This window comes from Enterobacter cloacae complex sp. AR_0002, assembly GCF_001922365.1.
Classification (GTDB): Bacteria; Pseudomonadota; Gammaproteobacteria; order Enterobacterales; family Enterobacteriaceae; genus Enterobacter; species Enterobacter hormaechei_C.
Window position 1 is genome coordinate 1,792,724 of sequence record NZ_CP018814.1, and the last position, 16,118, is coordinate 1,808,841.

A 16,118-nucleotide genomic window follows, 5' to 3' on the forward strand; every position below is an offset into this window, starting at 1 on the left:
ATCCCCCCAGTGCTATATGCAGTTCGGTGCGGCCTGAGCCCCTCACCCTAACCCTCTCCCCAGGGAAGAGGGGATAAAATGCACAAAAAACAAAGCCCGGTTTCCCGGGCCTTGAACACAACAGCATATTCAATAATACGCTTGTAGCGTGCGCTGGCAGAGCGCCGAGCGGACGCAGTCCTCTTTTGTGAAGCGGACCACCCCTATCATCTCATCTTCCTCAAAACGTGACATGGCATCGCTCAGGCCGGACTTCACGCCCGACGGCAGGTCACACTGGGTAATATCGCCGTTGACGATCACCGTCACGTTCTCCCCGAGGCGCGTTAAAAACATCTTCATTTGCGCAGCGGTCACGTTCTGAGCCTCGTCAAGAATAACGACCGCATTTTCAAATGTACGTCCGCGCATATAGGCGAACGGCGCGATTTCCACCTTGCCAATCTCTGGTCGCAGGCAGTACTGCATAAAGGAAGCGCCCAACCGCTTCACCAGCACGTCATAGACGGGCCTGAAGTACGGGGCAAACTTCTCGGAAATATCGCCAGGCAGGAAGCCCAGATCTTCATCCGCTTGCAGTACCGGACGGGTAACGATGATCCTTTCCACGTCCTTATGAATCAGCGCCTCCGCCGCTTTGGCGGCGCTGATCCAGGTTTTCCCGCATCCGGCTTCCCCGGTTGCAAAGATGAGCTGTTTACTCTCGATAGCATTCAGGTAGTGCGCCTGAGCTTCATTTCGCGCCACAATTGGCGATGCATCGCGGCTGTCCCGCGCCATGCCAATCGATTCTACGCCGCTCATCTGCACAAGCGAGGTGACCGATTCTTCTTCACGCTGTTTATGACTACGTGAATCCCGTCTCAGCACACGTTTTGCTTCGCGACGAGCTTTGATCACTGCTTTCTGTCTTCCCATGGATAGCACCTTGAGTTGTTGGTATTCATCACACGCGCCAGCATCGGCACGATTATGCGCACGAACATCAGAGGGTTGGCTTCCTTGTAAGCCATTGCTTGCATTACCGGATGACGATATACAACGGCTACGCGCACCGTTATGCACGTCGGTAGAAAAAGGTTGTTGAGGTGAAGGAGAGAATTTGGTGGTGAAGAAATCGCTGCCGGAGTCTGAGCCTCCGCGCCGGGTACTGCGGTTGATATGTTTACCTTGTCCAGTACAGGACGCAACCATTCGCGATCTCCATAGTGAGTTAACATCACTGCCGGGAACTACCGCTGTCTTCTCTTAAGTACATCAGGAATTATCATAAATGCAACATTTATTTTACCTGAATGCAACTTTTCGGACTGCCCCTACATGGAAAATCAGTCTTATATAGAAATATTACAGAAATATAACAATAAGATAGTCCGGGAAAAAAATAATGTCCCCGCGAACTGTCGCAGGGACGATTATCAGGCTTCTATGAGACCCTGAGCGAGCCAGGCGTTCGCGTCACGCGCGCCGGGCAGGGCAAAGAAATAGCCGCCGCCGATGGGCTTAATGTACTCTTCCAGCGCTTCGCCGTTGAGCCGCTTCTGCACGGTTAGGAATCCCTTCTCCAGATCGTGCTGATAGCAGACAAACAGCAGTCCCATATCAAGCTGCCCGGAGTTGGTCACCCCCAGCGAGTAGCTGTAACCCCTGCGCATCATCAGGCTGGATTGCGTCTCTTTGGTGCGAGGATTGGCGAGGCGAATATGGCTGTCCAGCGCGATGACATCCCCGTTCGGATCGCGGGCGTAGTCGGGTTCATCGTGCTCGAGCTTCATGCCGAGCGGTGCGCCGGTTTGCTTATCGCGGCCGAAGATAGTCTGCTGCTCTTTCAGCGGCGTGCGGTCCCAGAACTCCACGTGAAACTGAATGATACGCACCGCCTGATAGCTGCCGCCCACCGCCCAGGCCGGTTCGCCCTGATCCGCCGTAACCCAGACCACCTTGTTCATCAACGCGGTATTGCTGCTGTCCGGGTTGGCGGTACCGTCTTTGAAGCCCAGCAGGTTGACCGGCGTCTCTTTCCCTTTACTGCGCGCGGCGTGGTCAGAGATAAAACCTTCCCGCTTCCAGCGCACGCTCAGCAGATCCGGGGTGTGCTTGATAATATCGCGCAGGGCGTGGATCACCGTATCCTGGGTATTAGCGCAGATCTGCAACAGCAGATCGCCGTGGCACAGCGCCGCGTCGAGAGAATCATTCGGGAATCGCGTCATTTTTTGCAGCGCTTTCGGCTTCTGCTTCGCCAGACCGTAGCGATCATCAAATAGTGATTCCCCCACCGACACGGTGATGGTCAGATTATCGGGAGCGATAAACGCCCCGAGGATCCCGGAATCCATCGGCGGCAGGCGCGGATTCGGTGTTTCCGGTGCCGGACCGCCGGCGGTGAGGAAGGTAATGCGCGTGGTTAATAGCCTGAACAGACGCTCAAGGTCGGCCTTATCACTCGCCAACGAATCGAAAGCCACCAGCATCATCGAGGCCTGCTGCGGCGTCAGGATCCCCGCCTGGTGCTCACCATAAAACGGCTGCGTTTCCATACGCGCGTCCGGGGAGAGCGTGCCGGGGGCGCTTTGCGGTTTTGCCGCATGCGCCACCGGACAGCCGCCCGCCAGGGCAAACGCGCCGCCCAGCGCCCCTACCCCTTTTAACAACCGACGTCGGGAAGGTTCCGCCACGTCGTACTCGTCATGCTCGTTCATCGCTTAATCCAGACCCAGTACGCCACGCAGCAGGGAGAGATCTTCCGCCAGCGTCGTAATCGGGCCTTTCAGCGCGTTACGATCAGCATCGGTCAGCTTGTCGTAGGTTTCGAACCCGTCTTTGGTGCGGTATTTCGCCAGGATAGCGTCAACTTTCTTAAAATTGGCATCCACTTTCGCCAGCAGTTCGCCGTTCTCTTTTTGCAACTGTGGCCGCAGCAGATCGACAATTTTCTGTGCGCCGTCGACGTTTGCCTGGAAGTCCCACAGGTCGGTGTGGCTGTAACGATCTTCTTCACCGCTGATTTTGCTGGCGGCTACTTCTTCAATCAGACCCGCTGCGCCACCCACCACTTTCGACGGTGGGAATGCCAGCTCGCTGATGCGTTTTTGCAGCTCCAGCACGTCGCTGTTGAGCTGCTCGGCGTATTTCTCCATCCCCCTGGTGGAGTTATCGCCAAACAGGGCTTTTTCCAGACGGTGGAAGCCGGTGAATTTCGGATCGGCGGCCTTCTGCTCGTAGTCGTCTTCACGGGCGTCAATGCTGCCATCGAGGTCAGAGAACAGCTCGGCAATCGGCTCGATGCGCTCGTAGTGCTGACGTGTAGGCGCATACAGGGATTTCGCTTTTTCGATATCGCCCGCTTTCACCGCGTCGGTAAAGGCTTTGGTGCCTGCCACCAGGTCCGCCGTCTCTTTGGTGACGTAGGCTTTATAGGCGGTAATAGCGTCGCCGAGACTCAGCAGCGCCGTGCCTTTGGCCGCGTCCGCCGTCGCTGCGCCTTTGACGATCAGCTTACCTTTCGGGTTAGTCAGCAGGCCGCAGGTCATGTCATATTCCCCGGGCTGAAGATTTGCGGTCATCTTCTGGCTGAAGCCCGGCGCGATATTCTCGCGCTCTTCCACCACCATCACGCCTTTCAGGATTTCCCACTCCAGCGCCTTCTGGCTGTGGTTCTGAATAATAAACTGGGTTTTACCGCTGTTAACCGTGATGGTCATCGGCTCACACTGTTTATCGTTGACGGTGACTTTGACCTGCGGAATATCTGCTGCCTGAGCGGCGAAGGCAGACACGAACAGCGCGGCGATGCCTGCGCATAACGCACTACGACGGAACTGAATGGCCATGACTCTTCCCTTTAAAAGTATGTTGTAACTAAAACAGCACTTACGGCGCAACGCGCGACGTCTGCGAGCCGGTACGTGGCGGCATAGCGAACAGGATCAGCGCCGGAACCAGATAGATAAAGTACATCGCCACTTCGCTGACGCTCGGCGTTTCCTGGTAGCCGAAGATCCCTTCGAGCAGGGTACCGGTCAGTGAATGGGTCGACAGGACGTTGCTGAGATCGAACGCCACGTCCTGGAAGTGGTTCCACAGGCCCGCTTCGTGGAAGGCGCGGATCGCCCCTGCCGCCAGTCCCGCGGCCACCAGCAGAATAAACAGGCTGGTCCACTTGAAGAACGCGCCCAGGTTAAGACGAATGCCGCCCCAGTAGAGCAGGAAGCCAAGCACAACCGCCGTGGCCAGCCCGAGCATCGCGCCCAGCGGCGGCCAGATGCCCACGTCCTGCTGAAAAGCCGCGAGCAGGAAGAACACGGACTCCAGGCCTTCACGCGCCACGGCGAAAAAGACCATCATGATCAGCGCCCAGCCGTGGTGGTTGCCTTTTTGCAGAGCGTTATCCACCGCCTGCTCAAGCTGTACCTTCACGTTACGGGAAACTTTGCGCATCCAGAACACCATCCAGGTGAGGATCACCACCGCTATTACGGCAACAATGCCTTCAAACAGCTCCTGCTCTTTCTGCGGAAATTCACCGGTGGTTTCGTTGATAAGAATACCCAGCCCCAGGCAGAGCGCCGCGGCAAGGAAAACGCCAACCCACATCACGCCAATCCAGCGTCCGCGCTGGGTACGCTTCAGATAACTGGCGATAAGGCTAACAATCAGGGCCGCTTCAAGGCCTTCACGTAACATAATGAGAAAAGGAACAAACATGCCGACACCTTAAATGTTTATCGCGGTCAACTGATGCAAAGAAAGGTAAATTCTTGTGATAGTGATTATCATTACGGCAACAAGAAAAACAAGCGAAATGTGTTGCGTTTTGATGACCAGATGTAAACGCATTGCGGAGTAATAATTGCCTGAGTAACCGTTGCGTTTATAAGGTATAACGAAAATGCCCATTTACGGTTAACCGGGGCTGTGGCTAAATGTCCACCTCGAAAACCAACTGAAAATAAACCATGTTTAAAATTGTCCATTTCCTGCTGGCGCTGGTGATTATTCTTGCGCTTGCCTGGCTGGTGAGTTTCGACCGCCGAAAAGTTCGTATTCGTTTCGTTTTACAGCTGATCGTGATTGAAATTGCGCTGGCGTTCTTTTTCCTGCATGCAGAAAGCGGTCTGTTTATTATTAAATACGTCTCCGGTTTCTTTGAGTCGCTGCTTAAATTCGCTGCCGAAGGGACGAATTTTGTCTTTGGCGGGATGGGTGAAAAAGGGCTGGCGTTTATTTTCCTTGGCGTGCTCTGCCCCATTATTTTTATCTCAGCGTTGATCGGTATTCTTCAGCACTGGCGCATTCTGCCGATCTTTATTCGGGTGATCGGGACGCTGCTGTCAAAACTGAACGGCATGGGCAAGCTGGAATCCTTCAACGCGGTGAGCTCGCTGATCCTCGGTCAGTCGGAAAACTTTATTGCCTACAAGGGCGTACTCGGGGATCTCTCCTCACGTCGTCTGTTTACGATGGCTGCCACGGCTATGTCGACGGTGTCGCTGTCGATTGTCGGGGCCTATATGACCATGCTCGACGCCAAATTTGTCGTCGCGGCGCTGATCCTGAACATGTTCAGCACCTTTATTATTCTTTCGGTCATTAACCCGACCCGCCCGGAAGCGGAGCCGGATATCAAGCTGGAAAAACTGCACGAATCCCAGAGCTTCTTTGAAATGCTGGGCGAGTATATTCTGGCCGGTTTTAAGGTGGCAATGATTATTCTGGCGATGCTGATTGGTTTTATCGCCCTTATTAGCGCCGTTAACGCCCTCTTCTCCAGCATATTTGGCATGAGCTTCCAGCAGATTCTGGGTTATGTGTTTTATCCGCTGGCGTGGCTTATTGGTATTCCGTTGAGCGATGCCTTAAACGCGGGGAGCATTATGGCAACTAAACTGGTGGCGAATGAATTTGTGGCGATGATCGAGCTGCAAAAAATTGCCCATCAAATGTCACCTCGCGGGCTGGGTATTTTGTCCGTGTTCCTGGTGTCGTTCGCTAACTTTGCTTCCATTGGCATTGTGGCGGGGGCAATAAAAGGTCTGAACGAGCAGCAGGGCAACGTGGTGTCGCGGTTTGGTTTGCGTCTGGTGTACGGCGCGACGCTGGTGAGCCTGCTTTCGGCGAGCTTTGCGGGGTTGGTGTTGTAAGTTTTGTGCGGTTAATGCCCGGCGGCGCTTCGCTTGCACGGGCCTACGATACTACAACGGCGGGATTTCCCGCCGTTTTTCATTAAAACTGCACGCACACCGGCTGGTCAACCCGCATCACCGACTCCTGCGCGAAGCGTGACTTATAGATCCCGCGCAACGCTTCAATATTCTTCTCACTCTGCGCATCTTTCCCGTGGATCAGCATCAGCGCCTTGCTCGGCTCGCGCGCCACCTTGCCGTCGTTACCCAGCCACTGACCACGGGCATCAAACACCGTTAAGCCATCGCGAAAACGCGGCGTCACGTCCTGGTCAACAAACTGCTGCCACTCGCTGCCGGTAATCTGCGCCCCTGCCGGGCGATTCAAGCCAAAATAGAGCGTGGTCTGCTGCATCTGGTTATCCGCTTTGCAGGTTTCCACCGGCACGTGCTGCGCGGGTGCGTTACAGCCCGCCAGCATCACGAATGCTGCCACCATTAACCCTGTTTTAATTCTCATTGATGAAGACTCACATAGGTGAAAGGACTATCCCCTCTCCCCACCGGGGAGAGGGTTAGGGTGAGGGGAGATTACTCAGCCTGAAGCTTAGTCGGCGGCGCAGTGTGGTAGTGCGCGTCGGCTTCCGCAAAGCGTTTCTGCATGGAGGCAGACGGTGCTTTACCCAGCAGGCTGAAGACCACGATACCGATGCTGCCGAAGATGAAGCCAGGAATGATTTCGTACAGGCCCAGCCAGGCGAACTGTTTCCAGACTATAACGGTAACCGCACCAATAATCATCCCCGCCAGCGCGCCGTTGCGGGTCATGCGTGACCACATGACGGAGAACAGGACTACCGGCCCAAACGCGGCACCGAAGCCCGCCCACGCGTAGCTCACCAGCCCCAGCACGCGGTTTTCCGGGTTTGCTGCCAGCGCAATCGCCACCAGCGCAACCAGCAGCACCATAAAACGCCCTACCCACACCAGCTCTTTCTGGCTCGCGCCCTTACGCAGGAACGCTTTGTAGAGGTCTTCGGTGATGGCGCTGGAGCACACCAGCAGCTGACAGCTCAGGGTGGACATCACCGCAGCCAGGATCGCGGAGAGCAGAATACCGGCAATCCAAGGGTTAAACAGAATCTGCGCCAGTTCGATGAACACGCGCTCGGCGTTCTGGTTCACCGCGCCCGCCTGCGCCGGGTTGTTGTTAAAGTACGCAATGCCGAAGAAGCCAACCGCGCACGCGCCCGCCAGACACAAAATCATCCACGTCATGCTGATGCGACGCGCGTGAACGATGGTATGGTGAGAATCCGCCGCCATGAAACGCGCCAGAATGTGCGGCTGGCCGAAGTAGCCCAGGCCCCAGCCCATCAGGGAGACGATGGCGACAAAGTTCAGCCCTTTCAGCATATCGACGTTTTCGATGCTCTTCTGCTTGATCACTTCCAGCGATTCGCCAAAGCCGCCGACGGTGAAAATGACAATCACCGGAGTCAGGATCAGGGCGAAGATCATCAGGCTCGCCTGCACGGTGTCGGTCCAGCTTACCGCCAGGAATCCGCCCACGAAGGTATAGAGGATGGTCGCGGCCGCACCGGCCCACAGGGCGGTTTCATAGCTCATGCCGAAAGTACTTTCGAACAGACGCGCGCCCGCCACGATGCCGGAAGCACAGTAGATGGTGAAGAACAGCAGGATCACCACCGCAGAGATAATGCGCAGGATACGGCTGTTATCTTCAAAGCGTCCGGTGAAGTAGTCCGGCAGCGTCAGGGCGTTGTTGTTGGCTTCGGTATGCACACGCAGACGGCCTGCTACCAGCTTCCAGTTGATCCATGCGCCAACGGTCAGGCCGATGGCGATCCAGCTTTCGGAGATACCGGAGATGAAAATCGCGCCCGGCAGCCCCATCAGCAGCCAGCCGCTCATGTCGGAAGCGCCCGCAGAGAGTGCGGTGACCATCGGGCCTAAGCTGCGCCCGCCGAGGATGTAGTCGTCAAAGTTTTTAGTGGAACGCCATGCCAAAAACCCTATCAGGATCATGCCAAAAATATAAACGAGAAATGTCACCAGCATCGGTGTGCTAATAGCCATTCAAATTCTCCAAAATGTCGAGCGACAACCGTCCGGGTTGCCTTGTTATGTCATCACCGGAACGTAGTGATGTGTGTATGTGTTTCCGTTGGGCGCGCTATCCTGCCGTATACGCATCCCACTGACAAACGATTTAACACTGCATTTACATGAATTTCATCACTGGTTTTATACGTCTTTCCTATAGGTTGCACTCGCTCACGCTTTTACGGGTTGCACCTTTAAAAAGTGTTAAGCACCGCATAAAAACTGGGCTCAGAAACGGCCGCACGTTCTTTTTCACAGCTAACTAATCGTTAACAATCCATTCATTTTCCAGCTTGCAGACCAGGTCACATTTAACACGGTTGCACAAAGTTGCAACATGGTGGATATTTCACGCTATCAACAGAACGCTATTACAGAACAACAGGAGTTTTGGCATGGGGATGACCACCATGGGGGTTAAGCTGGATGACGCTACCCGCGAACGGATTAAAACCGCTGCGACCCGCATCGACCGCACACCGCACTGGTTAATCAAGCAGGCGATTTTTAACTATCTGGAAAGACTGGAGAGTGAAGAAGGTCTGCCGGAGCTGCCTGCCCTGCTGGCGGGCGCAGCGAACGAAAGCGAAGAAGCCGCGACGGCCGTTGAGGAGAACCACCAGCCGTTCCTCGAATTTGCCGAGCAGATCCTGCCGCAGTCCGTCAGCCGCGCCGCCATTACCGGCGCCTACCGCCGTGCCGAAACCGACGCCGTGCCGATGCTGCTGGAGCAGGCGCGCCTGCCGGAAGCCGTTGCCGCTCAGGCGCACAGCCTGGCGTATCAGCTCGCCGACAAGCTGCGTAATCAGAAAACCGCCAGCGGACGCGCCGGTATGGTGCAGGGTCTGTTGCAGGAGTTCTCCCTCTCCTCGCAGGAAGGCGTGGCGCTGATGTGTCTGGCGGAAGCGCTGCTGCGTATTCCGGATAAAGCCACCCGCGATGCCCTGATCCGCGACAAAATCAGCAACGGCAACTGGCACTCCCACATTGGCCGCAGTCCGTCCCTGTTCGTTAACGCCGCCACCTGGGGCCTGCTGTTTACCGGCAAGCTGGTCTCCACCCATAACGAAGCCAACCTGTCGCGCTCTCTGAACCGCATCATCGGCAAGAGCGGCGAGCCGCTGATCCGCAAGGGCGTGGACATGGCGATGCGCCTGATGGGCGAGCAGTTCGTCACCGGGGAAACCATTGCCGAAGCGCTGGCGAACGCCCGCAAGCTGGAAGACAAAGGCTTCCGCTACTCCTACGACATGCTGGGCGAAGCGGCGCTGACCGCCGCCGACGCGCAGGCCTACATGGTCTCTTACCAGCAGGCGATCCACGCCATCGGTAAAGCGTCCAACGGTCGCGGTATTTATGAAGGTCCGGGCATCTCTATCAAGCTTTCCGCCCTGCACCCGCGCTACAGCCGTGCGCAGTACGATCGGGTAATGGAAGAGCTCTACCCGCGCCTGAAGTCCCTGACCCTGCTGGCGCGCCAGTATGATATCGGCATCAACATCGACGCCGAAGAGGCGGACCGTCTGGAGATCTCCCTCGACCTGCTGGAAAAACTGTGCTTCGAGCCGGAGCTGGCGGGCTGGAACGGGATTGGTTTCGTTATCCAGGCCTACCAGAAACGCTGTCCGTTCGTCATTGACTACCTGATTGACCTGGCCAGCCGCAGCCGTCGCCGCCTGATGATCCGTCTGGTGAAGGGCGCCTACTGGGACAGCGAAATCAAACGCGCCCAGATGGAAGGTCTGGAAGGCTATCCGGTCTATACCCGCAAGGTCTATACCGACGTCTCTTACCTCGCCTGCGCGAAAAAACTGCTCGGCGTGCCGAACCTGATTTATCCGCAGTTCGCCACCCACAACGCCCACACCCTGGCGGCGATCTACAGTCTGGCGGGTCAGAACTACTATCCGGGCCAGTACGAGTTCCAGTGCCTGCACGGCATGGGTGAACCGCTGTACGAGCAGGTGACCGGTAAAGTGGCCGACGGCAAGCTGAACCGTCCGTGCCGAATCTATGCCCCGGTAGGTACCCACGAAACCCTGCTGGCCTACCTGGTGCGCCGTCTGCTGGAGAACGGGGCGAACACCTCCTTCGTTAACCGCATCGCCGACACCACCCTGCCGCTGGACGAACTGGTGGCCGATCCGGTGCAGGCCGTTGAGAAGCTGGCGGCGCAGGAAGGCCAGATTGGTCTGCCGCATCCGAAGATTGCCCTGCCGCGCGAGCTGTATGGTGCAGGTCGCGTCAACTCGGCGGGTCTGGATCTCGCCAACGAACACCGTCTGGCGTCGCTCTCTTCCGCCCTGCTTAACAGCGCATTGCAGAAGTGGCAGGCTAAACCGATCCTTGAGCAGTCCGTTGAGGACGGTGAAATGCAGCCGGTGATCAACCCGGCAGAGCCGAAGGATATCGTCGGCTACGTGCGCGAAGCCACGGAAGCGGAAGTGGAGCAGGCCCTGGAGAGCGCGGTGAACAATGCGCCAATCTGGTTTGCCACCCCGCCGCAGGAGCGTGCCGCCATTCTGGAACGCGCGGCGGTGCTGATAGAAGATCAGATGCAGCAGCTTATCGGCATTCTGGTGCGTGAAGCGGGTAAAACCTTCAGCAACGCCATCGCCGAAGTGCGCGAGGCGGTCGACTTCCTGCACTACTACGCGGGTCAGGTGCGCGATGATTTCGACAACGAAACCCACCGTCCGCTCGGCCCGGTGGTGTGTATCAGCCCGTGGAACTTCCCGCTGGCGATCTTCACCGGCCAGATTGCCGCAGCGCTGGCCGCAGGCAACAGCGTGCTGGCAAAACCGGCAGAGCAGACCCCGCTGATTGCCGCCCAGGGCATTAACATTCTGCTGGAAGCGGGCGTACCGGCGGGCGTGGTGCAGCTGCTGCCAGGGCGCGGTGAAACGGTCGGGGCCAAACTGACCTCCGATAACCGCGTACGCGGCGTGATGTTTACCGGTTCTACCGAAGTGGCCTCCCTGCTACAACGCAACATCGCCACCCGTCTGGATGCGCAGGGCCGTCCTACCCCGCTGATCGCTGAAACCGGCGGCATGAACGCCATGATCGTGGACTCCTCCGCACTCACCGAGCAGGTCGTCGTTGACGTGCTGGCTTCTGCCTTCGACAGCGCGGGCCAACGCTGTTCCGCCCTGCGCGTACTGTGCTTACAGGATGACGTGGCTGACCACACGCTGAAGATGCTGCGCGGTGCGATGGCGGAATGCCGCATGGGCAACCCGGGCCGTCTCACTACCGACATCGGGCCGGTGATCGACGCGGAAGCCAAAGCCAACATTGAAAACCACATTCAGACCATGCGTGCAAAAGGCCGTCCGGTGTTCCAGGCGGTGCGCGAGAACAGCGAAGATGCCCGCGAGTGGCAGACCGGCACCTTCGTGCCGCCAACGCTGATTGAGCTGGCAAGCTTCGACGAGCTGAAAAAAGAGGTCTTCGGCCCGGTACTGCACGTGGTGCGCTACAACCGTAACAACCTCAACGAGCTGATCGATCAGATCAACGCCTCGGGTTACGGCCTGACGCTTGGCGTGCATACCCGTATCGACGAAACCATTGCCCAGGTGACCGGCAATGCTAAAGTTGGCAACCTGTACGTCAACCGCAACATGGTTGGCGCGGTCGTGGGCGTGCAGCCATTCGGCGGTGAAGGTCTCTCCGGCACCGGCCCGAAAGCGGGCGGTCCGCTCTATCTGTACCGCCTGCTGGCAAATCGTCCGGAAAATGCGCTGGGCGTGACGCTGGCGCGTCAGGACGCGGAATATCCGGTGGATGCGCAGGTGAAAGCCGTGCTGACCCAGCCGCTGGACGCGCTGATTAAGTGGGCTGAAAATCGTCCCGAGCTGCATGCGATTGCACAGCAGTACGGCGAGCTGGCGCAGGCGGGAACACAGCGTCTGCTGCCGGGTCCAACCGGTGAGCGCAACACCTGGACGCTGATGCCGCGCGAGCGTGTGCTGTGCGTGGCGGATAACGAGCAGGATGCGCTGGTGCAGCTGGCAGCCGCAACGGCAACGGGCTGTGAGGTGCTGTGGCCGGAAGATGCCCTGCATCGCGACCTCGCCAAACAGTTGCCAAAAGCGGTTTCGGCCCGCATTCGCTTTGCGAAGGCCGATGCCCTGCTGACCCAGCCGTTTGACGCGGTGATCTACCACGGTGATTCCGACCAGCTGCGCGAACTGTGCGAGCAGGTTGCGGCCCGCAGCGGTGCCATCGTTTCCGTGCAGGGCTTTGCGCGCGGGGAAACCAACCTGCTGCTGGAGCGTCTGTACGTTGAGCGCTCGCTCAGCGTCAACACCGCGGCGGCGGGGGGTAACGCCAGCCTGATGACAATCGGCTAACGCTGTGCTAATAAGGCTCCGGAGACGGAGCCTTATTTTATTGGGGAGTGTATGAAACGATATCTTATCGCAGGCGCAGCACTGCTGCTCAGCGCCGGCGCGCTGGCCGACGAGTGCGACAAAGCGACCACCCAGACAGAACTCAGTGCCTGTGCGGCAGAGCAGTACCAGGCTGCGGATAAAAAGCTCAACCAGACGTACCAGGCCGCCATCAAACGCGCGGCAGCCCCTCAGCGCGACCTGCTGAAAAAGGCGCAGCAGGCGTGGATCGGCCTGCGCGACGCAGACTGTGCGTTTATCGGTTCGGGTACGGAAGGCGGGAGCGTTCAGCCAATGATTGTGAACCAGTGTCTGGCGGAGAAAACCGCAGAGCGCGAAGCGTTTCTGGCCACGCTGATGCAGTGTGAAGAGGGCGACCTAAGCTGCCCTCTCCCACCGGGCAATTAACGCACGCGGATCCCTTCGATAATCATCCGCTGTACGTTTTCGAGGGTGCTCTGGAAAAACGCCTCGTCCTGGAGCGTTTTACCGGTCACCGCCTCGACCTGGGCCGCGAAGTCAGCGTAGTGCTGGGTTGAGGCCCAAATCATGAAGATCAGATGATGCGGATCGACGGGCGCCAGTTTTCCGCTGGCGACCCATCCGGCAATAATGGCCGATTTATCGTCCACCAGCTGCTTTAGATCTCCCGTCAGCTCCGCCTGCAACAGCGGCGCGCCCTGCAACATCTCCAGACAGAACAGCCTGGATGCCTGCGGGTAATCACGCGATACCTCCAGCTTCAGCCTTATGTACTCCTCTATCGCCACCAGCGGGGCCAGCTCTTCGCGAAACGCCTTGAGAGGTGCCAGCCAGATATCGAGGATTTGCTGCATCACCGCCACATACAGCGCCTCTTTCGACGGGTAGTAGTAGAGCAGATTGGTCTTGGACACCCCGGCCTGCTCCGCCACCTGCTCAAGGCGCGTACCGTGAATACCAAACTGCGAAAATGTCTCCAGCGCAGCGCTGAGGATCGCCTGTTTCTTGGCGCTCACCGCCTGCGAACGTTTTCCGGGTGTTTTCACTGCGCCTTGTGTCATTTTCGCTCTCCATTTTCTGTCCTGCGCTCAGCATAGCAAAACCCCCGTCTCGCCACGACCTTCTGCACCCTCAGCGCGCATGAGTGCCTGTTTTCTGTGCAATGATTTTGACCATCTAGTCCACATTTTCGCTGTTAATTTCAACAACCATCATTTAACACCCTAATAACAAAGTGATTTTCAAAACTGGCACTGCCTTTGCAAAAACATCGTGACACCTGCGACGTAATGAAGAGAGGTTCGTGATGAAAATTGGCGTATTTGTACCGATCGGCAACAACGGCTGGCTTATCTCGACCACTGCCCCGCAATACATGCCGACCTTTGAGCTGAATAAAGCCATCGTGCAGAAAGCGGAGCATTACCATTTCGACTTTGCGCTCTCGATGATCAAGCTGCGCGGTTTCGGCGGTAAGACCGAATTCTGGGACCACAACCTGGAGTCCTTTACCCTGATGGCGGGCCTGGCGGCGGTCACCTCGCGGATCCAGATCTACGCCACCGCCGCCACCCTTACCCTGCCCCCGGCGATCGTGGCGCGGATGGCCTCCACCATCGACTCCATCTCCGGCGGGCGCTTTGGCGTTAACCTGGTCACCGGCTGGCAAAAGCCGGAGTACGAGCAGATGGGGATCTGGCCGGGGGACGATTACTTCTCCCGTCGCTACGACTACCTGACTGAATATGTGCAGGTGCTGCGCGATCTGTGGGGCACCGGCAAAAGCGATTTCAAAGGCGATTTCTTCACCATGAACGACTGCCGCGTCAGCCCGCAGCCGTCGGTGCCGATGAAGGTTATCTGCGCCGGGCAGAGCGACGCGGGAATGGAATTTTCCTCGAAATACGCCGACTTCAACTTCTGCTTCGGCAAAGGCGTTAACACCCCTGCCGCCTTCGCGCCCACTGCGGCACGCATGAAAGCGGCCGCCGACAAAACCGGGCGCGACGTGGGCTCCTACGTGCTGTTTATGGTGATTGCCGACGAAACCGATGACGCCGCGCGCGCCAAATGGGAACGATACAAGGACGGCGCGGATGACGAAGCGCTGAGCTGGCTGACCGAGCAGAGCCAGAAGGATACCCGCTCCGGCGCGGACACCAACGTTCGCCAGATGGCCGACCCGACGTCTGCCGTCAATATCAACATGGGCACCCTGGTTGGCTCGTATGCCAGCGTCGCCAGAATGCTCGACGAAGTGGCTGCCGTGCCCGGCGCCGAAGGCGTGCTGCTGACCTTCGATGATTTTCTCACCGGCGTGGAAACCTTCGGCGAGCGCATTCAGCCGCTGATGCAGTGCCGCGCCCACATCCCTGCCGTGACGAAGGAGGTGGCGTAATGACGACCCTCAACGCTCGCCCGGAAGCCATTACCTTTGACGTGCAGCGCAGCGCGCTGATCGTGGTGGATATGCAAAACGCCTATGCCAGTAAAGGCGGGTATCTGGATCTGGCCGGGTTTGACGTCTCCACCACGCAGCCGGTGATCGAGAACATTAAAACCGCCGTGCACGCTGCGCGCGCTGCGGGCATGCTCATCGTCTGGTTCCAGAACGGCTGGGACGACCAGTACGTCGAAGCTGGTGGTCCCGGCTCCCCCAACTTTCACAAATCCAACGCCCTGAAAACCATGCGCCAACGGCCAGAACTCCAGGGCACGCTGCTGGCGAAAGGCGGCTGGGATTATCAACTGGTGGATGAGCTGGTACCGGAAGCCAGCGATATCGTACTGCCGAAACCGCGCTACAGCGGCTTTTTCAATACCCCGCTCGACAGCCTGCTGCGCAGCCGGGGCATTCGTCATCTGGTCTTTACGGGCATTGCCACCAACGTCTGCGTGGAGTCGACCCTGCGCGACGGCTTTTTCCTCGAGTATTTTGGCGTGGTGCTGGAAGACGCTACCCATCAGGCCGGGCCGGATTTTGCCCAGAAAGCCGCCCTGTTCAATATCGAAACCTTTTTTGGCTGGGTCAGTAACGTCAATGATTTCTGCGACGCGCTGGATCCCCCGCTCGCCCGTATCGCCTGAGGAGAACCGCTATGCCGAAATCCGTGATTATTCCGCCGGGCACCAGCACTCCGATTGCCCCCTTCGTTCCCGGCACCCTCGCCGACGGCGTGGTGTATGTCTCGGGCACGCTGCCGTTTGATAAAGACAACAACGTGGTGTTTATCGATGACCCAAAGGCGCAAACCCGCCACGTGCTGGAGACGATCAAAACCGTGATCGAAACGGCGGGTGGCACGATGGAGGACGTGACCTTCAACAGCATCTTTATCACCGACTGGAAAAACTACGCCGCGATTAACGAAATCTACGCGGAGTTTTTCCCGGGCGATAAACCGGCGCGGTTTTGCATCCAGTGCGGGCTGGTAAAGCCGGACGCGCTGGTTGAAATTGCCACCGTTGCGCACATCGCGAAGTGAGG

13 protein-coding genes are annotated in these 16,118 nt (G+C 57.8%); 6 read left to right on the plus strand and 7 right to left on the minus strand.

The features are described 5' to 3' along the window. Positions 1-129 precede the first annotated feature (129 nt). The 4 genes from phoH to efeU form a co-directional block, all read right to left on the minus strand. Positions 130-918 (minus strand): phosphate starvation-inducible protein PhoH, encoded by a 789-nt coding sequence (gene phoH / locus AM329_RS08910; RefSeq protein WP_003858070.1) that lies wholly within the window; start codon positions 916-918, stop codon positions 130-132. Positions 919-1,418: 500 nt separating this feature from the next. Next, on the minus strand, positions 1,419-2,702 hold the full coding sequence (gene efeB, locus AM329_RS08915; protein ID WP_032608985.1) for an iron uptake transporter deferrochelatase/peroxidase subunit: 1,284 nt from the start codon (positions 2,700-2,702) through the stop codon (positions 1,419-1,421). Between the two features lie 3 nt (positions 2,703-2,705). Next, positions 2,706-3,833, minus strand: coding sequence for an iron uptake system protein EfeO (efeO, locus tag AM329_RS08920; protein ID WP_032608984.1), 1,128 nt, complete (start codon positions 3,831-3,833; stop codon positions 2,706-2,708). A gap of 40 nt (positions 3,834-3,873) precedes the next feature. Next, on the minus strand, positions 3,874-4,707 hold the full coding sequence (gene efeU / locus AM329_RS08925; RefSeq protein WP_003858080.1) for an iron uptake transporter permease EfeU: 834 nt from the start codon (positions 4,705-4,707) through the stop codon (positions 3,874-3,876). Positions 4,708-4,958: 251 nt separating this feature from the next. On the opposite strand from efeU, the gene AM329_RS08935 reads away from it, so the two are divergent. Beyond that, positions 4,959-6,143: a NupC/NupG family nucleoside CNT transporter gene (locus tag AM329_RS08935; RefSeq protein WP_023315790.1), complete on the plus strand. Its 1,185-nt coding sequence runs from the start codon at positions 4,959-4,961 to the stop codon at positions 6,141-6,143. Positions 6,144-6,225: 82 nt separating this feature from the next. Here AM329_RS08935 and AM329_RS08940 read toward each other — a convergent pair whose 3' ends face one another. Both AM329_RS08940 and putP read right to left on the minus strand, forming a co-directional pair. Beyond that, the gene (locus AM329_RS08940) at positions 6,226-6,645 is read right to left on the minus strand and encodes a DUF3574 domain-containing protein (protein ID WP_023315789.1); all 420 of its coding nucleotides are present in this window, start codon (positions 6,643-6,645) and stop codon (positions 6,226-6,228) included. A 71-nt stretch (positions 6,646-6,716) separates the two neighbouring features. Then, the gene (gene putP / locus AM329_RS08945; protein WP_003858085.1) at positions 6,717-8,225 is read right to left on the minus strand and encodes a sodium/proline symporter PutP; all 1,509 of its coding nucleotides are present in this window, start codon (positions 8,223-8,225) and stop codon (positions 6,717-6,719) included. Positions 8,226-8,647: 422 nt separating this feature from the next. Between putP and putA the strand changes: the two genes are divergently transcribed. Next, a complete protein-coding gene (gene putA / locus AM329_RS08950) occupies positions 8,648-12,610 on the plus strand; it encodes a trifunctional transcriptional regulator/proline dehydrogenase/L-glutamate gamma-semialdehyde dehydrogenase (RefSeq protein WP_032608982.1) in 3,963 nt (1,320 codons plus the stop codon). A gap of 51 nt (positions 12,611-12,661) precedes the next feature. Continuing rightward, positions 12,662-13,057 (plus strand): lysozyme inhibitor LprI family protein, encoded by a 396-nt coding sequence (locus tag AM329_RS08955; protein WP_032608981.1) that lies wholly within the window; start codon positions 12,662-12,664, stop codon positions 13,055-13,057. Here AM329_RS08955 and rutR read toward each other — a convergent pair. Beyond that, entirely contained in the window at positions 13,054-13,692 is a 639-nt protein-coding gene (gene rutR / locus AM329_RS08960; protein WP_023324433.1) for an HTH-type transcriptional regulator RutR, read from the minus strand. The genes AM329_RS08955 and rutR overlap by 4 nt on opposite strands. Before the next feature lie 245 nt (positions 13,693-13,937). Between rutR and rutA the strand changes: the two genes are divergently transcribed. From rutA to rutC, 3 genes are read left to right on the plus strand one after another with little or no spacing between them, the layout of a single operon-like run. Continuing rightward, positions 13,938-15,029 (plus strand): pyrimidine utilization protein A, encoded by a 1,092-nt coding sequence (gene rutA, locus AM329_RS08965; protein WP_022650759.1) that lies wholly within the window; start codon positions 13,938-13,940, stop codon positions 15,027-15,029. Next, positions 15,029-15,718, plus strand: a complete 690-nt coding sequence (rutB, locus tag AM329_RS08970; protein ID WP_032608980.1) for a pyrimidine utilization protein B — start codon at positions 15,029-15,031, stop codon at positions 15,716-15,718. The genes rutA and rutB overlap by 1 nt, the downstream gene beginning before the upstream one ends. Positions 15,719-15,729: 11 nt before the next feature. Next, the gene (gene rutC, locus AM329_RS08975; RefSeq protein WP_032608979.1) at positions 15,730-16,116 is read left to right on the plus strand and encodes a pyrimidine utilization protein C; all 387 of its coding nucleotides are present in this window, start codon (positions 15,730-15,732) and stop codon (positions 16,114-16,116) included. The last annotated feature ends 2 nt before the right edge of the window (positions 16,117-16,118 follow it).